Source organism: Janthinobacterium sp. BHSEK (assembly GCF_056174685.1).
Genome location: NZ_JBWBYV010000001.1, coordinates 1 through 24,361 on the forward strand (window position 1 = coordinate 1; position 24,361 = coordinate 24,361).

27 protein-coding genes are annotated in these 24,361 nt (G+C 64.7%); 16 read left to right on the top strand and 11 right to left on the bottom strand.

The annotated features are described in order from the left end of the window. Positions 1 to 305 precede the first annotated feature (305 nt). Positions 306 to 725 carry a hypothetical protein gene (locus AC0V2Y_RS00005; RefSeq protein WP_475416290.1) on the bottom strand — a complete coding sequence of 140 codons (420 nt, stop codon included), beginning with the start codon at positions 723 to 725 and terminating at the stop codon, positions 306 to 308. Between the two features lie 204 nt (positions 726 to 929). On the opposite strand from AC0V2Y_RS00005, the gene AC0V2Y_RS00010 reads away from it, so the two are divergent. The 6 genes from AC0V2Y_RS00010 to AC0V2Y_RS00035 all read left to right on the top strand — a co-directional run bounded on the left by AC0V2Y_RS00010 (position 930) and on the right by AC0V2Y_RS00035 (position 5,551). Beyond that, positions 930 to 1,394 carry an SRPBCC family protein gene (locus AC0V2Y_RS00010; RefSeq protein ID WP_475416289.1) on the top strand — a complete coding sequence of 155 codons (465 nt, stop codon included), beginning with the start codon at positions 930 to 932 and terminating at the stop codon, positions 1,392 to 1,394. Positions 1,395 to 1,670: 276 nt separating this feature from the next. Then, positions 1,671 to 2,441, top strand: coding sequence for a creatininase family protein (locus tag AC0V2Y_RS00015; RefSeq protein WP_475416288.1), 771 nt, complete (start codon positions 1,671 to 1,673; stop codon positions 2,439 to 2,441). A gap of 57 nt (positions 2,442 to 2,498) precedes the next feature. Beyond that, positions 2,499 to 3,776, top strand: coding sequence for a YncE family protein (locus AC0V2Y_RS00020; protein WP_475416287.1), 1,278 nt, complete (start codon positions 2,499 to 2,501; stop codon positions 3,774 to 3,776). Positions 3,777 to 3,891: 115 nt separating this feature from the next. Then, complete coding sequence (locus tag AC0V2Y_RS00025) at positions 3,892 to 4,263, top strand: VOC family protein (RefSeq protein WP_475416286.1); 372 nt, start codon at positions 3,892 to 3,894, stop codon at positions 4,261 to 4,263. 27 nt (positions 4,264 to 4,290) lie between these two features. Continuing rightward, complete coding sequence (locus tag AC0V2Y_RS00030) at positions 4,291 to 4,632, top strand: DUF2628 domain-containing protein (protein WP_475416285.1); 342 nt, start codon at positions 4,291 to 4,293, stop codon at positions 4,630 to 4,632. A 280-nt stretch (positions 4,633 to 4,912) separates the two neighbouring features. After that, positions 4,913 to 5,551, top strand: coding sequence for a phasin family protein (locus AC0V2Y_RS00035; protein WP_475416284.1), 639 nt, complete (start codon positions 4,913 to 4,915; stop codon positions 5,549 to 5,551). A 109-nt stretch (positions 5,552 to 5,660) separates the two neighbouring features. On the opposite strand, the gene AC0V2Y_RS00040 is transcribed toward AC0V2Y_RS00035, so the two are convergent. Both AC0V2Y_RS00040 and AC0V2Y_RS00045 read right to left on the bottom strand, forming a co-directional pair. Continuing rightward, positions 5,661 to 6,671 (bottom strand): alpha/beta hydrolase, encoded by a 1,011-nt coding sequence (locus AC0V2Y_RS00040; RefSeq protein WP_475416283.1) that lies wholly within the window; start codon positions 6,669 to 6,671, stop codon positions 5,661 to 5,663. Between the two features lie 105 nt (positions 6,672 to 6,776). Beyond that, a complete protein-coding gene (locus AC0V2Y_RS00045) occupies positions 6,777 to 7,667 on the bottom strand; it encodes a LysR family transcriptional regulator ArgP (protein ID WP_475416282.1) in 891 nt (296 codons plus the stop codon). Between the two features lie 204 nt (positions 7,668 to 7,871). Here AC0V2Y_RS00045 and AC0V2Y_RS00050 point away from each other — a divergent pair, with 204 nt between their 5' ends. Continuing rightward, a complete protein-coding gene (locus AC0V2Y_RS00050) occupies positions 7,872 to 8,477 on the top strand; it encodes a LysE/ArgO family amino acid transporter (RefSeq protein ID WP_475416281.1) in 606 nt (201 codons plus the stop codon). On the opposite strand, the gene AC0V2Y_RS00055 is transcribed toward AC0V2Y_RS00050, so the two are convergent. Continuing rightward, on the bottom strand, positions 8,478 to 9,905 hold the full coding sequence (locus tag AC0V2Y_RS00055; RefSeq protein ID WP_475416280.1) for a coniferyl aldehyde dehydrogenase: 1,428 nt from the start codon (positions 9,903 to 9,905) through the stop codon (positions 8,478 to 8,480). Between the two features lie 147 nt (positions 9,906 to 10,052). On the opposite strand from AC0V2Y_RS00055, the gene trxC reads away from it, so the two are divergent. From trxC to AC0V2Y_RS00075, 4 genes are all read left to right on the top strand, one after another. Then, complete coding sequence (gene trxC / locus AC0V2Y_RS00060) at positions 10,053 to 10,505, top strand: thioredoxin TrxC (protein WP_475416279.1); 453 nt, start codon at positions 10,053 to 10,055, stop codon at positions 10,503 to 10,505. A 71-nt stretch (positions 10,506 to 10,576) separates the two neighbouring features. Next, a complete protein-coding gene (locus AC0V2Y_RS00065) occupies positions 10,577 to 11,098 on the top strand; it encodes a MarR family winged helix-turn-helix transcriptional regulator (protein WP_475416292.1) in 522 nt (173 codons plus the stop codon). Beyond that, positions 11,095 to 11,841, top strand: coding sequence for a HEAT repeat domain-containing protein (locus tag AC0V2Y_RS00070; RefSeq protein WP_475416278.1), 747 nt, complete (start codon positions 11,095 to 11,097; stop codon positions 11,839 to 11,841). The genes AC0V2Y_RS00065 and AC0V2Y_RS00070 overlap by 4 nt, the downstream gene beginning before the upstream one ends. A 94-nt stretch (positions 11,842 to 11,935) precedes the next feature. Continuing rightward, the gene (locus tag AC0V2Y_RS00075) at positions 11,936 to 12,529 is read left to right on the top strand and encodes a DUF1287 domain-containing protein (protein ID WP_475416277.1); all 594 of its coding nucleotides are present in this window, start codon (positions 11,936 to 11,938) and stop codon (positions 12,527 to 12,529) included. Here AC0V2Y_RS00075 and pdxR read toward each other — a convergent pair. After that, entirely contained in the window at positions 12,498 to 13,970 is a 1,473-nt protein-coding gene (gene pdxR / locus AC0V2Y_RS00080) for a MocR-like pyridoxine biosynthesis transcription factor PdxR (protein WP_475416276.1), read from the bottom strand. The genes AC0V2Y_RS00075 and pdxR overlap by 32 nt on opposite strands. A gap of 103 nt (positions 13,971 to 14,073) precedes the next feature. Here pdxR and AC0V2Y_RS00085 point away from each other — a divergent pair, with 103 nt between their 5' ends. Beyond that, entirely contained in the window at positions 14,074 to 14,514 is a 441-nt protein-coding gene (locus AC0V2Y_RS00085; protein ID WP_070312373.1) for a carboxymuconolactone decarboxylase family protein, read from the top strand. 80 nt (positions 14,515 to 14,594) lie between these two features. Then, positions 14,595 to 14,891 (top strand): hypothetical protein, encoded by a 297-nt coding sequence (locus AC0V2Y_RS00090; RefSeq protein WP_121671017.1) that lies wholly within the window; start codon positions 14,595 to 14,597, stop codon positions 14,889 to 14,891. 93 nt (positions 14,892 to 14,984) lie between these two features. Here the strand turns inward: AC0V2Y_RS00090 and AC0V2Y_RS00095 are convergent, their stop codons facing one another. Next, positions 14,985 to 16,160: a multidrug effflux MFS transporter gene (locus tag AC0V2Y_RS00095; RefSeq protein ID WP_475416275.1), complete on the bottom strand. Its 1,176-nt coding sequence runs from the start codon at positions 16,158 to 16,160 to the stop codon at positions 14,985 to 14,987. Between the two features lie 189 nt (positions 16,161 to 16,349). On the opposite strand from AC0V2Y_RS00095, the gene epsC reads away from it, so the two are divergent. Next, positions 16,350 to 17,303, top strand: coding sequence for a serine O-acetyltransferase EpsC (gene epsC / locus AC0V2Y_RS00100; RefSeq protein WP_475416274.1), 954 nt, complete (start codon positions 16,350 to 16,352; stop codon positions 17,301 to 17,303). 137 nt (positions 17,304 to 17,440) lie between these two features. Here the strand turns inward: epsC and AC0V2Y_RS00105 are convergent, their stop codons facing one another. The 5 genes from AC0V2Y_RS00105 to AC0V2Y_RS00125 all read right to left on the bottom strand — a co-directional run bounded on the left by AC0V2Y_RS00105 (position 17,441) and on the right by AC0V2Y_RS00125 (position 22,435). Beyond that, on the bottom strand, positions 17,441 to 17,920 hold the full coding sequence (locus AC0V2Y_RS00105) for an META domain-containing protein (RefSeq protein ID WP_070311483.1): 480 nt from the start codon (positions 17,918 to 17,920) through the stop codon (positions 17,441 to 17,443). A gap of 73 nt (positions 17,921 to 17,993) precedes the next feature. Continuing rightward, positions 17,994 to 18,890: a subclass B3 metallo-beta-lactamase gene (bla, locus tag AC0V2Y_RS00110; RefSeq protein WP_475416273.1), complete on the bottom strand. Its 897-nt coding sequence runs from the start codon at positions 18,888 to 18,890 to the stop codon at positions 17,994 to 17,996. Positions 18,891 to 18,976: 86 nt separating this feature from the next. After that, positions 18,977 to 20,368, bottom strand: coding sequence for an LLM class flavin-dependent oxidoreductase (locus AC0V2Y_RS00115; RefSeq protein ID WP_475416272.1), 1,392 nt, complete (start codon positions 20,366 to 20,368; stop codon positions 18,977 to 18,979). Positions 20,369 to 20,371: 3 nt separating this feature from the next. Then, positions 20,372 to 21,199 carry a MetQ/NlpA family ABC transporter substrate-binding protein gene (locus AC0V2Y_RS00120; protein ID WP_475416271.1) on the bottom strand — a complete coding sequence of 276 codons (828 nt, stop codon included), beginning with the start codon at positions 21,197 to 21,199 and terminating at the stop codon, positions 20,372 to 20,374. Positions 21,200 to 21,220: 21 nt separating this feature from the next. Further along, positions 21,221 to 22,435 (bottom strand): acyl-CoA dehydrogenase family protein, encoded by a 1,215-nt coding sequence (locus tag AC0V2Y_RS00125; RefSeq protein ID WP_475416270.1) that lies wholly within the window; start codon positions 22,433 to 22,435, stop codon positions 21,221 to 21,223. 255 nt (positions 22,436 to 22,690) lie between these two features. Here AC0V2Y_RS00125 and ssuE point away from each other — a divergent pair, with 255 nt between their 5' ends. Beyond that, positions 22,691 to 23,311: an NADPH-dependent FMN reductase gene (ssuE, locus tag AC0V2Y_RS00130; RefSeq protein WP_475416269.1), complete on the top strand. Its 621-nt coding sequence runs from the start codon at positions 22,691 to 22,693 to the stop codon at positions 23,309 to 23,311. A gap of 24 nt (positions 23,312 to 23,335) precedes the next feature. Beyond that, complete coding sequence (locus AC0V2Y_RS00135; RefSeq protein ID WP_475416268.1) at positions 23,336 to 24,346, top strand: sulfonate ABC transporter substrate-binding protein; 1,011 nt, start codon at positions 23,336 to 23,338, stop codon at positions 24,344 to 24,346. Positions 24,347 to 24,361: the final 15 nt, after the last annotated feature.

Here is a 24,361-nt window from a genome sequence, read left to right on the forward strand (position 1 = left end):
GGACCTGCGGATGCTCGCGTGCTTAGGTTTTTTCGGGCTTTGCGATGAGAAGCCAGGGAATGGCAAACGGGCCTGTCAGAGCGACTATCATGTCCCTGACCGCAGGTCTTTTCAGAAGGCGTCGTGTGGCAATCAGGTGGCAAGCCACTGCCGAAAGCAGCCAGATCAAAGCGGGTATGTATGCCGTCACTGTGAACTCCGATCATAGTTGCGTTGCATGCAGGCGATGATAGCAGGCTCATCTTGGCGGTGCAATTCGGGACCGGACATCGTCCTGGCTGTTGGCTCCTGGCCGGACCCGCTTCTTAATCAAAGACAAGTCGCTGCCCTACCTCGAATGCATTCTCATGGCAATAAAATACGATAAGAGGCGTGTCGTTCGAATAGACCATCGCGTCGTCACGCGAAGGGACAAAAATATCCGACCAATTCTCGACCAGGAACACACTGCTGCATACGAAGCATTCGTCTTCTCCAAACACAACTACGACCTGCTGACTTCCCTGCATACGGGCACGTAACCATTTGGTCGCGCTGGCCACATCATCGCCGAATGCGAACCGTTCGATGGAGCCAACGGTGTTAGCGTCCAGGCCGGGATGCGTCTTCGAATCATGAAGGCGCACTACATCATAGGCACGGCGAGCACCCTCGGTATCAAGCCAGACGATATCCGCCGCGTGATGTTTTAGCTCTTCAACCCTCCAGTGTGTTGCTTTCATCATTTCTCAATATTCAAGGTGCTCACGGTCAGCGTTTTTAGGATAGCATCGTGCCCAGGTGTAAATGCATGCATTGTCATTTTTTATCAGGTGCGCGCCTGCTTAATGGCATGCCGGTTCAGCCTGGCTCGTCATGGCCCCGCTCTGTCTGTGGCAAGTACCGCCAGAATTCAATGATATTGATATGAATAGGGAGAATCCCCATTGATGCAAATCGAAGAAACCATCCACATTGCAGTCCCGCCCACGGTTATCGACCAAATCTGGAGCGAGGTCGACCGATGGCACCTGTGGGATCCGGATACAAAGCAAGCCCGGCTCGATGGGCCGTTCGCAGTTGGCACACACGGCAGGATAGTTCCCAGCAAGGGGATGGGGATTCCGCTGCTGGTCACGGAGCGCTCCGCAGGCCGCTCGTTCACCGTCGAGGGCTACATCCCGCTGTTCCGCATCCACTTCGAGCACACGGTTACTGCCGCAGATGGCGGATCGGAAGTCGTTCACCGCGTGTGGTTCACTGGAGCGCTTGTCTTTCTGTTCGGCCCAGGCGTTGCCAGACAAGTTCGGGAAGGCCTTCCGAAAACGATGCGCTCGCTCAAGGCCTATGCCGAGAAGCGCAACGAAACGCTCCATGATGGCGAGGCGGGCAGGGCTAACGCGGCAATAGCCTGATAGATAGTTTCCCTTAGTCAATTCCTTGCAAGGCACCGCGTCAAATTAACGTGCCGTTCCCGTCATGATGGAATACAATTCTTGCGTGGCAGCCAGCTTGCCTGGCAAGGCCGGGCACGGCGTCACGTTTTGACCTCGGAAAGATGTTGGCTTATGACTCTGCAGTTCCCCCAGCGAACGGCGCCCTGCGCGCCATCCACGCTCCGCCTTTCACGCAAGCCCCTCGTTTCCCTGTTCGTCCTGACGTTTTCGGCTCTGCTGCTCACGGCGCCAGTCATGGCTGCCGCGCCTGCCAGCAGCAGCGTGATGCTGGAAGAGCTGACCAGCACGGAGCTGCGCAGCCGTATCGACCATGGCGCCACGACCGTGCTGGTGCCGATCGGCGGCGTCGAGCAGAGCGGGCCGTATATCGCGCTGGGCAAGCACAATGTGCGCGCCGGCTTGCTGGCGCGCCAGATTGCGCAAAAGCTGGGCAATACCATCGTCGCGCCCGTCGTTTCCTACGTGCCGGAAGGCGCGATTTCGCCGCCGGCCGGGCACATGCGCTTTGCCGGCACGATTTCGATACCGCCCGCCGCCTTCGAAGCCGTGCTGGAAGGGGCCGCCGCCAGCCTGCGCCAGCACGGTTTCCGCGACATCATCTTCCTCGGCGATCACGGTGGTTACCAGAAGAACGAGCAGAACGTGGCGAATAAACTCAACCGCGCCTGGGGCAAGACACCTGCGGGCAAGGAAGCGCGCGCCTACGCCTTGCTCGACTACTATGACATCACGCAATCGGCCTATATTGCCGAACTGCAGAAGCGCGGCCACAGCAGCGCCGAGATCGGCCTGCATGCGGGCTTGGCGGATGCCGCCTTGATGCTGGCGACGGACCCGTCGCTGGTGCGCAGCGAGGCCATGGCCCACGGAGCGAAGCCCGGCGTGGCGGACGGCGTGCGCGGCGACGCGACGCGGGCAACAAAGGAGCTGGGCCAGATCGGTATCAAGCTGCAGGTGGACACCTCGGTGGCCGCCATCAAGCAATTGCTGCAACGAAATAAGTAAATCTTCCGCTGGGAGTGTCGAACTTCCGGCTTTTGCAACGAAATGACGCGAAAACACATGAAAACATCTCAACGACGCACCATCGTCACCTTGTCCGCCCTGGCTGCCGCACTGGCCGGCCTGGGCGTGGCCAGCCAGGTCATCGGCGCCAGCACGCCGGCCCCGGCCGCTGTCGCCGCGGCGCCGGCGGCAGTCTATTCTCCACTGCCGGGCATGCCGCCGCTGGCGGACCCGAAAAACGTGTACGGCAGCATCGGCAGCAGCAATATGAGCCCCGTCGTCAAGGATCACTTGCGCCGCGTCTATGTGCCGAACCTGCGCTCGAACGACGTCTACGTGATCGATCAGGACAGCCTGAAAGTGGTCGACAAGTTCAAGGTCGGCAGCGGCCCGCAGCACGTGGTGCCGTCGTGGGACTTGCGCACCCTGTGGGTGGCGAACAATGCCGAGCGCACGGACAAGGGCAGCCTGACGCCGGTCGACCCCTTGACGGGCAAACCGGGCAAGGAAGTGCCCGTCGACGATCCCTACAATATGTATTACACGCCGGACGGCAAGTCGGCCATCGTCGTGGCCGAAGCGCGCCACCGCCTCGATTTCCGCGATCCGAAGACCATGGCCGTGCAGTATTCGATCGACACGCCCCAGTGCGGCGGCATCAACCATGCGGATTTCTCGAATGACGGCCGCTACGCCATGTTCACCTGCGAGTTCGACGGCACCATCGCCAAGATCGACCTGGTGGGCCGCAAGGTCGACGGCTACCTGAAACTGCAGATGCCGGCCAAGCGCTTTGCCGAGTCCGGCCCCGTGGGCGGTCCGGCGAATGAAATCTGCAGCGTCAAGAAGGGCATGCCGCAAGACATACGCATCTCGCCGGACGGCAAGAAATTCTTTATCGCCGACATGGACGCGGACGGCGTGCACATCGTCGATGGCGCCACCCTGAAGGAAATCGGCTTCATCCAGACGGGCGTGGGCGCACACGGCCTGTATCCGAGCCGCGATGGCAAGAAATTGTACGTGGCCAACCGCGGCACGCACCGCATCCACGGCAAGCCGAAGGGCAAGGGCAGCGTCAGCGTGATCGATTTCGCCACGGAAAAAGTCGTGTCGAACTGGCCGATTCCCGGCGGCGGCAGCCCCGACATGGGCAATGTGAGCGCCGATGGCAAGTATCTGTGGCTGTCCGGCCGCTTCGACGATGTGGTCTACCGCATCGATACGAACAGCGGCGACGTGTCCAAAGTGAAAGTCGGGCAGGAACCGCACGGCCTGACCGTCTGGCCGCAGCCGGGCCGTTATTCGCTGGGGCATACAGGCAACCTGCGCTAGACATCCGCATGGCGCTCCCTGGAGCAAGTGGGCCGGATATGCAGCGATGATTGCCTAAAAGGCAATGTTGATGCATACTGCATTTTCTATTTCACGACCTCCAGGGAGCGCCATCATGATTCTTGATCACATCGGTTTGAATGTCAGCGATGCACAGGCCAGCAAGGCCTTCTTTTCGGCCGCCCTGGCGCCCCTGGGCGTATCGGTGGTGATGGAAGAGCAGGGCTGGATCGGCATGGGCAAGGATGGCAAGCCCGATTTCTGGTTCGGCGTGGGCGGCACGCCGCATGCCGGCATGCATCTCGCCTTCGCGGCGGACAACCGCGCCCAGGTCGATGCGTTTTACCAGGCCGCGCTGGAAGCGGGCGGCAAGGATAACGGCGCCCCCGGCATCCGCGCCCTGTACCACCCGAATTACTACGGCGCCTTCGTGCTGGGACCGGATGGCCACAATGTCGAAGCCGTTTGCCACCACCCCGAGCCTTGAGGCCGGTCATTACCTGAAGAGAGCAGCATGAAGCACAGCGCCACCCTGTTTGCCGACGATGCCGGCCGCTATGCCTACGTCAAAGCGGGTTTTTCCTGGCCGGCCCTGTTCCTGGGCTCGTTCTGGGCCGTCGCCAAGCGCCGCTGGTGGCTGTTGCTGCTCATGCTGGCGATGGATGCATGCCTGTGGTTTGGCAGCCATCTGGCCAGCGAATTGCGCATCGGCCCGATGATGCTGCTGATGGCCGGCGCGGAACTCAGTTACCTGCTGGCGCGCGGCTGGTACGGCAACCGCTGGCTGGAAGCGTCGCTGCGCAGCCATGGCTACAAGCCTGTCGTGCCGGGCACGGGCACGGGCGCCGCTGGCTGAGCCTGCCTGGCACAGATTTTCCTTTCCGTTACTGACGTTTGCCAAGAGCAAGCCGTCCAGCCCAAACTTTTTGCGCAGCCTCGCGCACCTTTGATCCAGATCATGCCTCACCTGCGGTGCTCACGTAGCCTTGGGACTCGCGTTGCAAAGCATCTTCCCACCAATCGGATATGTTTTTTCGCGTTTCGTGGCGTAGCCCGGCCGTCTGCCTCACCGTTCGACAGCCGGTGGTGTCGCCATCTGTTTATGTCCACCCAACCGCTATTTAATGAGGAACTCCATGTATCCATATTCCCGTAGTGTTACCCCCGCCGCCAAGAACCACCTGGAAGCGCAACTGGCTTTCTTCAATGGCCTGTCGAAGTCGCTGTTTCAGTCGATGCAGCACTTCAGTGACCTGAACATGCAGCTGGCACAAGGCTTGCTGGAAGAAAGCACGGTCACCAGCCAAAACCTGTTGACGGTCGAGCGCGCTGAAGATGTGTTCCAGGTGGCTGCCGCCTCGGGCCAGCCTGCCGCCGAGCAATTGCGCAAATACCAGCAACAGGTGTCGCGCCTCGCGGCCGATACGCAGGTCGAACTGGCCAACGTGGCAGAGCGTCATGTGAATGAAACGAGCCGTACCGCCAAGGCCCTGGCCGAAGAAGTGGCCCGTACGGCGTCGGAAGAAACGGAGAAAAACGTGCGCAAGCAGCAGGAAGCGATGCAGCGCATGGCCGAACCGTTCCAGGCCTACCAGCAAAACGGCGCCAGCCGCGACCAGCAGCGTGGTGCGCAAAGCCGCGACGGTCAAAGCCTGCAAAGCGCCAGCCACCAGGGCAGCCAGCAGTCGTCCGGCAGCGAAAGCTCGGCCAGCGGCAGCGCCTCGCAAGCAGGCTCCGCACAAAGCAAGAGCAGCAGCGCCAGCCGTAAAGAGTAAGCACGAGACTGCTTGCGGCTGATGGCCCACTCCGGAGGCCGAGCTCCGGGGGAAGGCCAGCAGCGTCATGCGGCATCATGCAGGCTGGTTTGGGCAGAGCGCCCGCCCTTCACGGGGCGGGCGTTTTGTCGTATGCGTGCAGCTCTGGGGCCGGTGTGGCCGCGCCAGGTGCGCGAGGCGGCAAGGCTATGCTTGCCGGCAAGGCCGTATCGGAAAAGTCCGCAGACGAGACGGCGTCGCCGCTCCCGCTGTTGGCATCGATGAAAGCGCTGACGGCATCCAGCGTGGGTGCCAGCCTGCGCAACGGTGCAGCCAGCGTGGCGACCAGGGTGGCGTGGCCCACGTGGTCGAAATAGGTTTCCGTCACGGGCCGGTGCAGCGCGCGCAAGGCGCTGGCCAGGCCACCCGTGTTGCGTCGCGGATCGACCAGCTTGTCCTGGCCGGGCTGGGGGGCGATCAGCAGGACGGGCGGGGCATCGGCCGTCACGTGGTGGATGGGCTGCGAAGAGGCGGGCGTGTCCGGGTAAAAGAAGACGGGGCGGGTCGTGGTGTTTTCGATGGGCAGGAAATCATACGGGCCGGCCAGGCCTATCCAGCCCCGCAAGTCCTGCGGACGCATGCCGTGGCGCGCCAGCAGGCTGGCGTCGAGCGCCAGCATGGCCGCGTTGTAGGCGCCGGCGCTATGGCCCATGACGAACAGACGCGCGGGGTCGCCGCCATGGCGGCTCGATTCCATCGCGGCCCAGGCCACGGCGCGGGCCGCATCCTGCAGGATTTCGGGGTAGTGCACGTCCGGATACAATCGGTAGTCGACGATCACGGCCAGGTAGCCGCGCGCGGCGAGCGCGTGGCCAACGAAGGCATAGTCGGCGCGCTCGCCCGTCGTCCAGTTGCCGCCGTAAAAGAACACCACCACGGGCACGGGCCCCGTGCGGGTCTTGGGAGCATACACATCGAGCTTTTGCCGTGGCAGGGGGCCGTACGCCAGGCCCTGCGTCACGTGCGAGGCGTTGCCGGAAGATAAGGCATTGATGGCCATCAAGGGCGAGCAGGCGGCCAGGCCGGCAGCGAGCGGGATGGCCGCCAGCAAACCGAGCAGGGTGGTGCGCAGGATCGTCATGCGGGCTCCCGATGGTGATGGTGGATGCTTGCAGTGTAGGCCAGGCTGGGCAGGGCGCACATGGGGACGTTGCTCTTTATCATAGATAACTGTCGCATGCGTCAATCAATCCTGCAACAGCCATTTGCGCGCAGTGGCGATGACGGCGTCCGACAGGGTGCGCGTGAGCGGCGTCTGGATATCCCAGGCATGCCAGGTCAGGGGCACGTCGAGCGCTTGCCCCGCCGCCACATCGACCAGCCGGCCGGCGGCCAGCGCCGTTTCCGCCTGCAGCAGGGGCACCATGCCATAGGCATAGCCCGCTTCGATGAAACGCACGAAGTCGCGCGCCGAACCGAGCACATGGTGCGGATAGCGGCCCGTGTAGCCGAGGCGGTGCTGCAGATAGCGTTCGTGCAGCGCATCCTTGCTGCCGAACGTGATGGCGGGCGCCTGGCTGACGGCTTCCACCGTAAAACCATGGGGAAACCATTGCCGGGCGAATGCGGGCGAGGCCACGCACAGGTAGCGCATGCCGCCCAGCGGCGTGGCCGTGGTGCCGGCCACCAGGTCGTTGGCGCTGGTGACGCAGGCAAACACGCGCCCTTCGCGCAGCTGGCTCAAGGTATGGTCCTGGTCGTCGAGGCGGATGTCGAGCAGGCACGAGGGAGGCGAGAGCAGCGGCCCCAGCGCTTCCGGGATCCAGGTGGCGGCGCTGTCGGCATTGACGGCGATGGCCAGCGCCGGCAGGTGCGTCGTGGGTCCGGGCTGGGCATCGAGCGCCGCTTCGAGCAGCTTGACTTGCCGGTAGTGGGCGATCAGGCGCTGGCCCGCTTCTGTCGGCAGGGGCGGGTGGCTGCGGATGATCAATAAAGTGCCTTCCAGGTTTTCCAGGGTGCGGATGCGCTGCGACACGGCCGGCTGGCTGATCGCCAGCGCCTGCGCGGCCTTTTCAAAGCTGCCCAGGCCGATCACGGCGTCGAGGGCGGCCAATCCACGGTAATCGACGACGCGCATAAGTTTCTCTTATATATGGTTAGAATCATTCATTATACTTATATTTACTTTTTCTTTACACTGTTGAAATAGGGTAACAACTCCACTCTCCCGCGCGGTCCCCCAGGTTCCGCACCACCCTCCACCTACCTCTGATGACTTTGCCGTTGCCGGCAGAGCGTGGGCGGCCGTGCGCGTGATGGAAAGCAATGGAAAGGAATCGGTATGGACAGCGCAATTTTCTTGAAAGGCATGGGGCTCGGGGCGAGCCTGATCGTGGCCATCGGCACGCAAAACGCCTTCTTGCTCAAGCAGGGCTTGAAGCGCCATTACGTGCTTACTTGCATCCTGGTCTGCCTGGTGTGCGACGCGATTTTGATCACGGCCGGCGTGGCCGGCATGGGCACCTTCATTGCCGACAACCCCAATTTCCTGCTGTGGGCCAAGGCTGGCGGCGCCACCTTCCTGATCGCCTATGGCTTGCGCGCCGCCAAGTCGGCCTGGCGCCCGACGGCCATGACGGTGTCGGCCGCCAAGGCCCCCGAAGGCTACTGGGCCGTGATCGGCGCGGCGCTCGCGTTCAGCCTGCTGAACCCGCACGCCTTCCTCGACACGGTCATCCTGCTCGGCTCGATCGGCGGCCAGCATGAAGGCGTGGGACGTTTCTACTTCGCCGGCGGCGCCATCATGGCCTCGGCCCTGTGGTTCTTCCTGCTGGGCTTTGGTGCCCGCTACCTGGCGCCCGTGTTTGCCAAGCCCATGGCCTGGCGCGTGCTCGACGGCATCATCGCCCTCGTCATGTGGGCCATCGCCGCCTCGCTGTTCCTGTAATCAGCGGGTCAGGAAGTTCAATACCCGGCTGGCCAGCTTGCCGTAAGGCGGCCGCAGCAGCGTCAAAGGGCTGTAGCGTGCCTGGTAGAATACGGGCCGCAGCTTGCTGAAAGTGTGAAAACCTTCGACGCCGTGGTAGTGGCCCATGCCGGACTCGCCCACGCCGCCGAAGGGCAGGTCGTGCTGGCCCACGTGGAACAGCGCGTCGTTGACGGACACGCCGCCCGACATCACCGTGTCGATCAGCAGCTGCACGGTCTGCTTGTCGTTGCTGAACGGATAGATGGCCAGCGGGCGCGGCCCCCCGTTGATACTGGCGATCACGGTCTCCAGCTTCGTATAGCCGCGCAGCGGCAGGATGGGGCCGAAGATTTCCCGTGTCAGCAGCAGGCTGTCTTCGGGCGCGCCCAGCACGATGTGCGGCGCAATCTTGCGCGTGGCGCGGTCGTACGCGGGTCCCGGCAGCAGCGAAATCACTTGCGCGCCCCGTTCCCGCGCTTCGTCCAGCGCCTGCAGCAGGCGCTCAAAGGCGGCTTCGTCGATGATGGAAGTATAGTCGGGCGTATCGAGCCGTGGGTAGCGCGTGGGCACGATCCGGCGCGCATGCTCGACGAAGGCTTCGATGCCGGCCTCGGGCAGCCAGGCGTGGTCGACGCTGGTGCAGATCTGGCCCGCATTCAGGTACTTGACGAACAGGATGCGCTCGGCAGCCGTGCGCAGGTCGAAATCGGCGCAGACTATGGCCGGCGCCTTGCCGCCCAGTTCCAGGGTGACGGGGCACAGATTCTGTGCGGCGGCCGCCATGACGGCCCGGCCCGTCTGGCCGGAACCCGTAAACAGCAGGTGGTCGAATGGCAGTTGCGAAAAAGCCATGCCTACGCCGCCCGTCTCGTCAAAAAACTGCAGCTTTTCCGGGGGGAAATAGGCGGGCATGGTGTCGATCAGCAGCCGCGCCAGGTGGCGCGAGTTTTCGCTCATCTTGACCATGGCGTGGTTGCCGGCGGCAAAGATGTAGCTCAGGGGCACCAGGCTCAGGTTGACGGGGAAATTCCACGGCACGATGACGCCCACCACGCCCAAGGGCTGGGGCAGCACGCGGTTGCGGGCGCCAGGGAAACTGCGCCAGTCCACGCTGCGGCGCTGCGGCTGCATCCACTTCTTCAATTTTTTCAGTACGTGATCGATGCCGTCGATGGCGGGGAATATCTCCGCCAGCAAGGTTTCGTGGTGAGAACGGTTGCCATAATCGGCGCTGATCGCCGCGCACAGCGCTTGTTTGTGGTCGCGCAGGTAGCGCCGCAGGGTTTGCAGGTCGCGCTTGCGCTCGGCGAACGTGGGCACGGGGTGGGCCAGACAGGCGGTGCGCTGCAAGGCCAGGGCGGCAGCGAGTTCGGCGTTCTGCGCCATGTTTATGGTGACATCAGGCATGTTTCTCCTTGGCTGGCCGGGCAATATGCGCACCGTTCCAGCGCACTATAGGCGAGTATGTGCAAATGTGCCGCCAGCGAGCCGGCGCTGCCGCGCGATACGCCGTAAAATGTCCGTCAACTTGATGCTACGCTTTCCAGGAATGCCATGACCCCGACCACGCCAGACTCCCTGCACATCGTGTGCCCCCATTGCGACGCCGTCAACCGCCTGCCGGCCGCCCGGCTCACGGAGCAGCCCACCTGCGGCAAGTGCCAGAAGGAGCTGTTCACGGGCCAGCCCGTGGACCTGGCCAGCGCCCGTTTCCTCAAGCATATCGAGCGCAGCGACATTCCCGTGCTGGTGGACTTCTGGGCGCCGTGGTGCGGTCCGTGCCGCAGCATGGCGCCATTCTATGTGCAAGCGGCCAGGATGCTGGAACCGGCCTTTCGCGTCGTCAAGGTGAATACGGAAGCGTCGCCGGACCTGGGCAGCCGTTTCAATATCCGCAGCATTCCCACCCTGGCCCTGTTTTTGCGCGGCGTGGAAGTGGCGCGCCAGCCGGGTGCCGTCGACGCCAACGCCATCATTGCGTGGGCGAGGGACAAGGCCCGCTTCTGAGTCCAAATGGAAAACCCCTGAGGTTTTCCATTTGACATTTAATATGGCGCCATATTATATTGCGCCATATGATAGAACTCGAACAGAAATACACGGCCTTGCTGGGCGACGTGCAGCGCCGCGCGCTTGGCCCCGACATGCCGGCATCCATCGGACGCCTGCGCCTGTGCTTTGAAGTGCTGGGCCTGGCATCGGCCATCGATGGCGATTGCGCCGCGCGCCTGGGCCGGCATGGCTTGTCCGAAGGCAAATTCGTGCTGCTGGCCCTGCTGCGCGACGTGCCCGATGGACTCTCTCCGCACGAGCTGGCCGAGCGCGCCGGCGTGACGCGCGGCACCATCACGGGCTTGCTCGATGGTCTCGAGCGCGACGGCTTCCTGGCACGCCACGCGGACCAGCTCGACCGGCGCAAGCTGCTGGTGCGCCTGAGCGCCAAGGGAGCAGCGGCGGCCGCCACCCTGGTCGACGAGCACGCGCAATGGATCGCCAGCCTGTTTGCCGATTTCACGCCGGACGAGATGCAGTTGTTGAGTGGATTGCTGGAAAAAGCCTGGCGCAAGACGGATAAGGGTGAAATGCAGGGTGCAGCATGAGCCGTGGCGTCGCCGATATCGCCCCCGCCCGCCTGGCCCTGCTGAACCAGGGCGCGGTGGCCAGCGCCACCCTGACGGAAGGGCTGGCCATCGATTTTGCCCAGCTGCTGGCTGCGGCCGTGCCCGCTATCGGCGGGGCCCGGCTGGAACAAATGCGGGCCCAGGCCGCCGCCGGCATCACCGGGCGCATGGTCTTGGCGGCGCAATTGCTGCTCGATGCCGACGCCGACCTGGCGTTGCTGCAAGCGCACCCGTCCGACACGGTGCGGGGCTGGGCCTGCTTTGCCATCGCCGCCCAGGCGGGCTGGCCCTTGCCGCGGCAGCTGGCCGCCATGCGGCCGCTGGCCGACGATGGCCACTTCGGCGTGCGCGAATGGGCCTGGCTGGCGCTGCGGCCCCATCTGGCGGCGCGTCTTGACGCAGCCATTGTCTTGCTGGCGCCATGGACGGCGGACCCGTCGGAAAGAGTGCGCCGCTTCGCCTGCGAGGCGCTGCGCCCGCGCGGCGTGTGGTGCGCGCATATCGCCCAGCTAAAGGAAGAGCCGCAGCTGGCCTTGCCCCTGTTGCAGCCCTTGCGCGCCGACCCGGCCGTCTACGTGCAGGATTCCGTGGCCAACTGGCTCAACGATGCGGCCAAGAGCCGGCCGGACTGGGTGCGCAGCCTGTGCGCGCAATGGCTGCTGGACAGCCCCGTTGCCGCCACGGCACGAATCTGCAAGCGGGCGCAGCGCTCGCTGGCCTGACGTTTCAGCGCCAAGCCGATTGCCTGGCGCTGAAGCGGCGCTTTTCCCGCGCATAGGGTAAAGTTTGCTGTATTGCCACAATTACTTGACTGTCATGCCGTTCAAACTGCTGTCCACTGTGTTATTTGCCTTGTTGCCATTGGCGCTGCACGCCGCGCCGGCACCCGGCCCGCAAGCCCTCGTCGCCGCCGCCCGCAGCCAGGTGGGCGTGACCCTGCAGTACGACCCGCGCTACGAACGCCTCGCCTATCCGGGCGGCGACGTGCCGCTCGAGCGCGGCGTGTGCACGGACGTGGTCGTGCGCGCCTACCGCCAGCTGGGGCAGGATTTGCAGGTGCTCGTGCACGAAGACATGCGCAAGGCGTGGCAGGTGTACCAGCAGCAGGGACGCTGGCAGATGAAGGGGCCGGACCGCAATATCGACCACCGCCGCGTGCCGAACCTGGGCACCTACTTTGCCCGCCACGGCACCAGCCTGCCGCCAAGCAAGGAAGCGAACGCTTACCGCGCGGGCGACATCGTCACCTGGCGCCTGCCGCGCAACCTGACCCATATCGGCATCGTCAGCGACAAGCAGTCGTGGAGCGGCGTGCCGCTGATCATCCACAACATCGGCGAGGGCGCGCGCGAGGAGAATATTTTATTCAGCTATCCGATCACGGGGCACTATCGCTGGCAACCCCGTTGAGGGGCAGGGGCGCCATCTCTTGCAGGATCGCCAGCACGATGGCCAGCGCCGTGTCGATATCGAGCTTGTCGATGGCGCCATAGCCGAGAAACAGGCCTTCGTGGCGGGCGGGGCCATGGTAAAAGCTGGCCAGCGCATACAGGCTGACGTCGGCCAGGCGCGCGCGGCGCAGCAATTCGGCGATATCGAGTGGCGCCTGCGCCAGCGCCGCCACGTGGAAGCCGGCGCTGGCCGGCACCAGGCGGAACCATGGGGCCAAGGGGCCGTTGAACCAGTGCTGCAGCCGCTCGCGCCGCCCCACGTAGATATCGTGGCAGCGGCGGATATGGCGCAGCAAATGGCCATCGCCGATGAATTTGGCCAGCGCATGCTGGCCCAGGCTGGCCGTATGGCAATCGCTCAGGTATTTCACCGTCTGCATGGCGGCCACGATGGCTTGCGGCAGCACCACATAGCCCAGGCGCAATTCCGGCAGCATGATCTTGGAAAAGCTGCCCACGTGCGCGACGATGCCGTAGCGGTCCATGCTTTGCAGCGCATCCTCGGGCCGGCCCTCGTAGCGGAAGGCGCTGTCGTAATCGTCCTCGATGATGATGGCGCCCAGCTGCTGCGCCCGTTCCAGCAGGGCATGGCGGCGCGCCATGCTCATCGGCATGCCGAGCGGAAATTGATGGGCGGGCGTGACATAGATCAAGCGCGTGCCGTCCGGGATTTGCGCGACGATCATGCCATCCTCGTCCACTTCGACGCCCACCACGCGCGCGCCCTGGCTGGCGAACACGGCGCGTGCCACGGGATAACCGGGTTCTTCCACGGCAACCGTGTCGCCCGGCTCGAGCAGGGTCAGCGCCAGCAGATGCAAGGCTTGCTGCGCGCCGCTGGTGACGAGCACTTGCTCCTCGGTGCAATGGATGCCGCGGCTGAAGGCGGCATGGCCGGCGATCGCCGCGCGCAAGGCGGGCAAGCCTTCCGCGGGGCCATAGCGTCCCCGCGCCTGACCGCCCTGGCGCAGTGCATGCAGCATGCAGGCGCGCCATTCATCCTGCGGGAAGTGCGCGGGCGTGGCGCGTCCGCCGATGAAGGCGTAGCGTGCCGGCGTTTCCTGGCTGGCGCGGCGCAGGGGCGTGGGCGTCGCTTCCCAGCGGGCGATGCGCTGCGCGCTGGCCAGCGGCGCGCTGGCATGGCGGCGCTGCGGCGAGGCATGCGGCGTCTGCACGAAGCTGCCCACCCCGACTTTTCCTACCAGCAGCTTTTCATAGCCCAGCTTGTCATACACATCGGACACCGTCTTGCGCGACAGGCCCAGCTGGCTGGCCAGCAGGCGCGAGGGCGGCAACTGCTGGCCGTCCGTCAGCCGACCCGAGCGGATGGCTTCGCTGAGCTGGCGGTACAGCTGGCCACCCAGGTCGCGCGTGCCGTCGATCAGGATATGTAATTCCATGGTGTGTCTGCTGGTGGTCTGCTGTTTTTCGGTGAGATTGGCCTGCCGCGCGCTGTTGTCGCGCTTCTACAATGATGCATCTCTCAACATCAAGGAATGCATCATGACACAGCAACGACTCGATTTTACACAAGCTTCGCCGGACGCCGTCAAGGCCATGTATGCGCTGGAAGCGGCGATCGCCAAACTGGGCGTGGAACACGCACTGCTCGAGCTGATCCGCCTGCGCGCGTCGCAAATCAATGGCTGCGCCTTTTGCGTGGACATGCACACGAGCGATGCGCGCAAGGCGGGCGAAACGGAGCGCCGTCTGTATGCCGTGTCCGTCTGGCGCGAAACGCCGTTCTTCACGCCGCGCGAGCGGGCCGTGCTGGCCTGGACGGAGGCGCTGACCCTGCTGCCGCAAAGCCAGGCGCCCGATGACGTGTATGCGGCGCTGGCGGAGCAATTGACGCCGGCGGAAATGGTCAACGTCACCCTGGCCATCGGCTCCATCAATACCTGGAACCGCCTGGCCGTGGGTTTCCGCAAGATGCCTGAATAAGCTCTTTGTTCGTTCGCGAACAGACGATAGGCTGGTCCCTGCGTAGGCTGGCAGGACGATTGATCAGCCAGGGAGCAGCCGTGCAAGTACATATCGGGGAAGGCGCCGAAAAGACGCCGCAGCAGGAGGAAGAGGCGCGCCGCGAATTCATCGCCGAACTGTGGCGGCGTTTCGAAGCCTTGCAGGAATGGGCCGTCAGCCACTGGCCCGATCAGCAGCATCCCCTCAGTTCCGCCGACTTCGTCGAGACGCGCAAGGAGATATTGAGTTTGCGTTCGCCGGCCGGTTCCTTGAACCAGCCATCGCAGAACAATGAAGCGGAACCGGAGCAGGGCGGGGCGCAATACCAGGATGTGACGCCTGCGCCGTGGCCGTAGGTCGGATTAGCGCTTGCGCGTAATCCGACGTCACCCGCCAACAATGTTGTCGGATTACGCGCTTGCGCGCCTCGGCGGCCCCGCTAATCCGACCTACGTTTCTGCTTTGCCCTGTGCAAACACCCAGCAAACCAGACTCACCAGCAGCCCCGCCATCACGCCATACGCCAGATTCAGGGCGCTGTCGAACAGCAGCGGCGCCACCAGGCCCGACACCAGCGCGAACAGCAGCATCTGGATGAACGACTGCATCGACGACGCCAGGCCGCTGTTGTTGGGGAAGTGGTTCAGGGCCATCAGGGTCATCGGCGGCATGGCGATCGACAGGGCGAACGAGTAGAAGAACAGGGGCAGCACGGCCCACGGCACTTCTGCGGCAAAGAAGTAGTTATAGCCGATATTGGCCAGCGCGGCGACCAGCATCAAGATGAAGCCGGCCCAGATCATCTGGCGCTGGCTGTAGCGGTGGGCGATCTTCGCCGACAGCGCCGAACCGAACACCATGCCGCTTATCAGGGGAATGAACAGCCAGGCAAACGCCGTTTCGGGCAAATGCAGGATGTTGATGATGAAGTAGGCGGCCGAGCCGATGTACAGGGCGAAGCCGCCAAACGCGGCGCCGATGGCCGTCGACAGCAGCAGGAACTGGCGGTGGCACAGCACTTTCCAGTAATTGACGGCGATGTCGCCCAGGTGGAAGGCGTGGCGCTGCTCCTTCGGCAGGCTTTCCGGCAGCGCGCGCCAGACGACGACGAACATCAGCACGCCGAAAGCCGTCAGGAACCAGAAGATCGCCCGCCAGCCCAGGCTGACCTGCAGCCAGCCGCCCAGCACGGGGGCGATGGCCGGCGCCAGCGCGAACACCATCATGATGTGCGAGAGGATTTTCTGTGCGGCGGCGCCCGCATAGCGGTCTTGCACGATGGCGCGGCCGATCACGGAACCGGCGCCCGCGGAGAGTCCCTGCAGCACGCGCCAGGCCAGCAGCCAGCCCAGCGACGGCGCCAGCGCGGCGCCCACGGAGGCGATCACATACAGCAGCAGCGAGACCAGAATCACGGGACGGCGGCCGAACGAGTCGGACAGGGTGCCGTAAAACAGCATCATGAAGGCGAACGTGAACAGGAAAAAGCTCAGGGTCTGCTGCACCAGCAGGGGGCTGGCATTCAAATCTTGCGCGATGGCGGGGAAAGACGGCAGATAGGTATCAATTGCAAGCGGTCCGACCATCGCCAGGCCCGCCAAAATCCAGGTTAATAATTTAGTCATGTTGAAGAGTGTTTTTGTTAGTCCGTCATTTTACGCTAGTGATAGCAAACGGGTTGGCGGCCGGGATAGTTCTGCATGTATATGCGTTTTTCGCATATGCAAGCTTGAAATTCTTCGTTTGCATCGCTTGCCGCCACCGCTAAGCTGGGGCGACCCGGCCTGTTTGCCGTTTTTTGGAAGTGATACGCCATGCACAGCATTTATCCCGCGGCGCCCGCCGACGACACGGCCCAGTGGAACCTGGGGCCCGTGATCCAGGCCTTGCGCAGCTCGCGCGAAGACAAGCACAAGATCCGCCATAACGGCAGGGTGCGCGAATTGCCGTCGCGCGAAGCGCTCACCACCATCGTCAACGGCCTGTCGGCGGCCCTGTTCCCCACGCATTACGGACGTCCCAACCTGACCGATGAAAGCATCGATTACTTTGTCGGGGATACGCTGAACACCACCCTGAACCGCCTCAGCGAGCAGGTGCGGCGCGGCTTGCTGTTTTCCGCTCCGGCGCACGCCGTGCCGGCTGGCGAAGAAGGCGAGGGCGCCGGCGACGACGCGGCCCTGGCGCAGCAGGCGCGCGACATCACGCGCGCGTTTGCCGCCAGCCTGCCCGACATCCGCGCCCTGCTGGTGTCGGACGTGCAGGCCGCCTATGCGGGCGACCCGGCCGCCACCTCGGTGGCCGAGATCATGCTGTGCTATCCGGGCACCATCGCCATCCTGTACCACCGCCTGGCGCACCAGCTGCACGCGCTCGGTGCGCCGTTCCTGGCGCGCCTGATCGCCGACATCGCGCACACCCTGACGGGCATCGACATCCACCCGGGCGCGCGCATCGGCGCGTCGTTCTTCATCGACCATGGCACGGGCGTGGTGATCGGCGAGACGGCCATCATCGGCCAGCGGGTGCGCCTGTACCAGGCCGTCACCCTGGGCGCCAAGCGTTTTCCGGCCGATGCTTCCGGCGCGCTGATCAAGGGAACGCCGCGCCACCCCATCGTCGAGGACGACGTGGTGATTTACGCGGGCGCGACCGTGCTGGGGCGCATCACCATCGGTGCGGGATCGACCATCGGGGGGAATGTGTGGCTGACGCAGAGCGTGCCAGCGAATAGCAATGTATCGCAGGCGCAGATGCGCAACGATTGAAGAGTGGCCGAGAAAACGTCCATGGCGGCGTTACAGCGCCTGGCCGTACTAGCGTACTGCCTGCGGCGCTGCGCCTTGCCCTGAACGTTTTTCGGGCACTCTTCAAGCCGGGCGTGGCGCCTGGCTTTGCAAAAACCTTACTTCACCGTCAGCGCTTCATACCGCGCCACGGGCACGCCATCCTTCAGCAGTAGCAATTCCTGGTCCGCGTAGCGGTAGCCATTGACTTCGCCCAGGGTGGTCAGGAGTTCGCGTTCGAGGTCCATGTCCTGCGGCTGGCACATCATCATGGTGCCGGCCAGCTGCGAGAAGGCCAGGGTGCTGACGCCATCGCTGGTATAGCCCCCCATCATCTGGTTGCAGCCGCTGTTGCCGCTGGCGCGGCCTTCGGCCAGCAGCAGCGTGACTTCGCGCTGCTCGGGCGCCTTGCGCACGATCTTCTTGCCCTTCAATTCCTTCAGTTTCCACTGCGTGCCCGTCAGCTTCGGCGCCGGCTTGGCGGGCGAGGTGGCGCCTGGCGCGGCGGCGGCAGCATCGCTGCGCACGGGCGTTTGCGCGCAGCCGGCCGTGATGGCGACGATGGCGGCGAGGGGGATCAGTCTGGCGATCTTGAACATGGCATTTCCTTCTTCAAATGAATGGCGCCAGATTAGCAGATACGCGCCGCGCCGGCGTGCACGGTTGACAAGTTCACGGCTGCTTTTCCTGCTCCAGCCGCGCCTCGAGCAGGGTGCGCGCCGCCGCTACGTAGACGCGGCAGGCCTGCGGGTCGACAAAGGCGTCGCTGCCGGCCGTGGCGCTCGCTTCCAGGCGTTCCCACAGCTGCGACGCTTCCGGATGCGCCGAAATGAGCACATCGCAGGGCAGCTTTTCCAGGGTCTCGAAGCTGTGGCGCAGGTCCGCCACCGCGTTCGGATACTCGCTGCTGGCGCTGAACCTGAAGCCGGGGCGCGAGACGGCGTTGATGCTGTCCGCGTAGACCATGTTCAGGCAGCGGGGGCCGTCGCACGATTGCCACGTCCAGCTCAGGCCCCCGGGCGTGTGGCCCGGCGTGGCGTGCGCCGTCAGTTGAATGGGGCCGACGTTGAACTGGCCGCCGTCGCGCGCCAAACGCATGTCCTTCACGGGCGGGTACTTGGGCAGCGCGTGGTATTGCGGGTCGTCCGGCCCCACTTCGCCCGACGCCAGATCCAGCGCGGCCGACGGGCTGGCGGCCACCAGCGCATTGCTGCGCCGCTGCAGTTCGGCCAGGCCGCCCGCATGGTCGATATGGCCGTGCGAATTGAGGATCAGCTTGACGTCCTCGATGCGAAAACCCAGCGCGCCGATATTGGCGATGATTTTCGGCGCCGATTCCGGCAAGCCGCCGTCGATCAGCACATGGCCCTGCGGCGACGTGATGAGCACGGAACTGAGGCCCTTCACGCCCACATAATAGGTATTGCCGAAGATGCGGAACGGCGCCTGGTCGGCATTCCAGGCGGCGCAGACTTCGCAGCCAGGCGTCGGCGGCGTGCCCAGCGCCGGTGAACCATGACCGGCCAGCAGCAGGCCCAGGGCCAGCGCGCGTAGGGGAGTGGGGGGCATTGCAGTCCTTATCCGTGTTGCCAAGGTGGCGTATGCTGACACGGAACGGGCCTGGATGCAAATGCCCGCGGGGACGCGGGCGGCGTTCAGGCCGCGGCGAGCGTGGCCTCTTCTGGCGCGATGCTGACCTGGCGGCCCGCGTGATCGGCGGGCAGGCGCGGGCCCTGGCCGAAGACCTTGTGGCGCAGGCTGCCTTCCTCGTAGCTGGTGCGGTAGCGGCCGCGCCGCTGCAGTTCCGGCACGATGTGGGCCACCACGTCGGCCATGCTGTCGTGGGCCACGGCGAAGGCGAGGTTGAAGCCGTCGATGTCCGTTTCGTCCAGCCAGCTTTCCAGCTGGTCGGCCACCTGGCGCGCATCGCCGACGATGACGGGGCCGCGCCCGCCCAGGCCGATGTATTCGGCTGCCTCGCGCACCGTCCATTGCCGGTCCGGGTCGGCCTGGCTGAACGAGGCCAGCGCCGAGCGGCCGGCCGGGGAATCGATGTAGTCGATGGTGGCGTCGAGCGGGTAGCGGCTGAAATCGACGCCCGTCCAGCCCGACAGCAGCACCAGCGCCGCCTCGATGTTCACGTGGCGCAGATAGTCGGCGTGCCTGGCGCGCGCTTCCGCTTCCGTGGCGCCCGTGATGACCAGCGCCTGCGCGTAGATCAGCAGCGCATCGCCATCGCGCCCCGCTTGCCGCACGGCGGCGCGCAAGTCGTCCGCGTAGCGTTTGACGACCGTCTTGCTGGGGCCACTGACAAACGTCGCTTCCGCGTGGCGCGCCGCGAAACGCGTGCCGCGCGGCGAGGTGCCCGCCTGGTACAGCAGCGGCGTGCGCTGCGGCGACGGCTCGCACAGATGGATGCCGGGCACCTTGTAGTGGCGCCCGGCATGGTTGATCGGATGGACCTTGGCCGGATCGGCATAGATGCCGCGTGCCTTGTCGTTGACGACGGCGTCGTCGTCCCAGCTCTTTTCCCATAGTTTGTAGACGACGTCCAGGTACTCGTCGGCCAGGTCGTAGCGCTCGTCGTGGCCCAGCTGCTGTTGCAAGCCCAGGTTGCGCGCCGCGCTGTCGAGATAGCCGGTGACGATATTCCAGCCGATGCGCCCGTCGGTCAGGTGGTCGAGGGTGGAGATGCGCCGCGCGAACGTGTACGGGTGTTCGTAGGTGAGGGCGCAGGTGACGCCGAAGCCCAGGTGCGTGGTGGCTTGCGCCATGATGGGCACGAGGGCCAGCGGGTCGTTCAGCGGTACCTGCACGCCGTGTTCCAGGGCCGCATCGAGGCTGCCCCGGTACACGTCGTACACGCCCAGCACGTCGGCGAGAAAAACCGCGTCGAACAGGCCCGCTTCCAGCAGCTGCGCCAGTTCCGTCCAGTGCGCAGGATCCGTGTAGCGGTGGCTGCGGTCGCGCGCATGCGTCCACAGTCCCGGTGACTGGTGGCCCACGGTATTCATCTGGAAGGCGTTGAAGCGTATCGTCTTGGCCATGGCTTATTTTGCCGCCGTCTGCAAGGCTTGCTGGTAATCGGGTTTCGAGTAGCCGGCAAAGTGTTTGTTCGTGATGTCGAGGAATTCGCGCGAACGGTAGGCGGCCGCCAGGTCCTTGGCGAACGGCTTGTCCTTGTCCGCCGTGCGGATGGCCACCAGGTTGATGTAGTTGGGCGAGATCTTCTCGGCCACCAGCGCGTCCGTCAGTTTCAGCCCCGACGCCAGCGCGTAATTGCCATTGATGAAGGAGTAATCCGTGTCGCCCAGCGAGCGTGGCAGCTGCGCCGCTTCCAGCGGCAGCAGCTTGATTTTCTTCGTATTGACGGCGATATCCTTTTCCGACGCGCGCACGGGGTCGAAGCTGGCGCGCAGCTTGATCCATCCCAGCTGGTCGAGCAGCACCAGCGCGCGCGCCTGGTTGGTCGGATCGTTCGGCAAGCCCACCGTCGTGCCTTCCTTCACGTCGTCCAGGGTCTTGTGCTTCTTGCTGTAGATGGCAATCGGCGCCGTGGGTATCGTGATCAGGTCCGTCAGGGCCAGCTTGTGCTCCTGCGCGAATTTCTTCAGGTAGACGATGTGCTGGAACACGTTGGCGTCCAGCGAACCCTCGGCCAGCGCGAAGTTCGGCTGGATGTAGTCATTGAATTCCACCAGCTTGACCTTGTAGCCCTGCTTTTCCAGGATAGGCTTGATGCCCAGCTTGATCTGGTCCGCGTACGGCCCGGCGCTGGTGCCGATGGTGATCTCTTTCGGGTCTTTGGCGTGGGCGAAGCTGGCCGTCAAGGCCAGGGCCAGGGCGGTGAGGACGATGCTGCGGCGGGCGATGGTCATGCTGGCTCCTTGGTGTGTGAATTATGAATATGCCGTCGGCTCGGGCACCGTGCCGGTCAAGGCAAAGCGTCCCAGGTCGCGCAGCTTGTAGTCGATGGGGTCGTGCAGGGTATGCACGCGCACGTTGCGCCAGTAGCGGTCGAAGCCATATTGGGCCGAGGTGGAACGGGCGCCCGTCAGTTCGAACATCTGGCTGCTGATCTCCAGTCCCGCCTTGTGCGACAGGCATTTGGCTTCGGCCACGGCCACGGCCAGCAAGCCCCGTTCGCGCGCCGTGACCAGCGCGCCCTTGCGGAAGACCTTTTCCAGTTCCTGCGCCGCCGCGTCGGCCAGCACCTGCGCGGGGCGCAGCAAGAGCCACAGCTGGCCGTAGCGGTGCTGCACCAAAGGGTCATCCGTCGCTTGCGCCACGCCCGAGGCAAACCAGGCTTTCGCCTGCTCGTCCGTGTAGCGGCGCGCCGCCTCGAACGCGCCTTCGGCGATGCCCAGGTAGAGATTCGCCATGATCAGCTGCGCGATCTGCGAGCGCACGGTGGCTTGCGGCGTGGCCGCCTGCGCGGGCGCCTGCAGCACCAGCTCGCGCGGCAGGGCGACTCCTTCAAAGTGGACATTGCCGCTGTCCGTCTGGCGCTGGCCGAAGGCGTCCCAGTCCGCCTGCACGGTCACGCCGTCCTGGCGCGTGGGCAGGGCGGCGATCAGCGCCGTCTGCGTGGGCGCATGCCAGGCGGAGACGGTCAGCCAGTCCGACCCCACGGAACCGGAAGAAAAGCTCTTGATGCCGTCGAGGAGATAGCCGTCATCGCTGTCGCTGGCCGTGACCCGTTTGTCGAGGGGATTCAAGGCATTGCCCCAGAACAGGCGTTCGTCGACGGTCAGGGTGAGCAGGCGGCGCTGCTGCTGCGCGCTGCCGTACAGCTGCAGGCCCGCCAGTTGCAGATGGTGGAAGCCGAAGACGTGCGCCAGCGCGCTGTCGGCCCGCGCCAGGATGCGGATCACCTGATACACGAGGGGCCACGACGCGCCCTGGCCGCCGAATTCCACGGGAATCGACAGGGTCAGCAGACCTGACTCACGCAGCCATTCGCGTTCCTGCGCCGCATGGCCGCCGGCCTGGTCGCGGGCATTGGCCGTTTCGGCCAGGCGCGCGGCCAGCGACGTGGCGATGCTGATGGCGTCCCGCAGGGGTTCCTGCACAGGCGGCTGGGGACGGGCGGCATGGAGAAAAACGCTAGACATGAGTGACATTCCAGAAAGACGATGAGGCCGATATTGCACCGCTTCGCGTGCGCCGTACACGAAGAAAACCGCGCATGGATATGCGAAAAAAGCCGCGCGGCTGCCGGCGCCATGGCGTGCGGGGCGTCAGGCCCGGATAGACAAAAAACGCATATCGAAGCGCGAAAGCATTCGTTTTATCGGGCCGCTGATGGCGATAGGCTGCAGGCATCCAAGTAGCCAAATCAAACCATCACGTACAGGGACGGGCATCACATGAGCATCTTGTTATTGGGCGGCAGCCCGCAACTCCCATCGAGTTCCAGCCGCCTGCTGCTGCATATCGGCGAACAGCTGGCGCTGCAGGGCCACAGCTACGCCAAGCTGCATGTGCGCGACCTGCCGGCGCGCGCCTTGCTGCTGGCCGACTACGACGACGCGGCGATTGCCCGCGCCGTGCGCGCCGTGGCCGATGCCGACGCCATCGTGATCGCCACGCCCATCTACAAGGCGTCGTATACAGGATTGCTGAAAGCCTTCCTCGACCTGCTGCCGCAAGATGGCCTGGCCGGCAAGCTGGTGCTGCCGCTGGCCACGGGCGGCGGCCATGCCCACACCCTGGCGCTCGACTATGCGCTGCGTCCCGTACTGCATGCGCTGGGCGCCAAGCAGGTGTTTACCAGCATTTATGCCAATGCGCAGCAGCTGGCGTGGCACGAAGAAGGGGGCCTGAGCCTGGACGCGCCGATCGCCGAACGCGTGCAGGCCGGCATCGAGGAGCTTTCTGCCGGCCTGTTCGTGCTGCAGGACCGGCGTCCGCCCGCGCCGGCAGAAGTCCCGCACCCCGTGCGTTCGCTGCAAGACCAGCCTTACGCGCGCCACTATCAAGCCGCCTGATTATTCACCGACCAAGGAACCGCCATGACACACCGCCACGCACAACGCCTCTCGCGCCGTACCACTCTGGGCCTGCTGTTTGTCGCCGCCGCCGGCGTGATGGCGGCCGGCATGCCGGCCGCTGCGCAGGCACAGGCCAAGGAGGAGATACAGGTGCAGGTGCGTATCGGCTACCAGAAATACGGCACCCTGACCTTGTTGAAGGGACGCGGCACGCTGGAAAAACGCCTGGCAGCGCAGGGCGTGGGCGTGAAATGGACGGAATTTCCGGCCGGCCCCGTGCTGCTGGAAGGCCTCAACGTGGGCAGCATCGATTTCGGCACCGTGGGCGAGGCGCCGCCGATCTTCGCCCAGGCGGCCGGCGCCAACCTGGTGTATGTCGGCAATGAGCCGGCGTCGCCCGCCAGCGAAGCCATCGTCGTGCCCAAGGGTTCGGGCCTGCGCACCCTGGCCGACTTGAAGGGCAAGAGGGTCGCCCTGAACAAGGGCTCGAACGTGCATTACCTGCTGTTGAAAGCGCTGGAAAAGGCCGGTGTCGCCTATGCCGACATCCAGCCCGTCTTCCTGCCTCCGGCCGATGCGCGCGCCGCCTTCGAGCGGGGCAGCGTGGATGCCTGGGCCATCTGGGACCCGTTCCTGGCGGCCGCCGAAAAGCAGCTGGGCGCCCGCGTGCTGGCCGACGGCAAGGGCCTGGTGGCGAACTACCAGTTTTACCTGGCCTCGCGCACGTATGCGGAAAAGCATCCCGAGATCCTGCGCATCGTGCTCGATGAAGTGGCCAAGGTCGATGACTGGGGCCGCAACAACCCGGAGGAAGTGGCGACGATTTTGTCGGCACAGACGGGGCTGGGCAAGGAAGTCGTGGCGCTGGCCGCCTCGCGCTACGCGTACGGCGTCAAACCCGTGTCGCCCGACGTCATCGCCTCGCAGCAAAGGGTGGCCGATGCCTTTTCCAGTCTGAAGCTGATTCCGAAACCGATCGTCGTCAAGGATGCGCTGCTGCCGGCGCGCCAGCTGGCTACCAGCTCCAAATAACGAAAGAAAGAAACG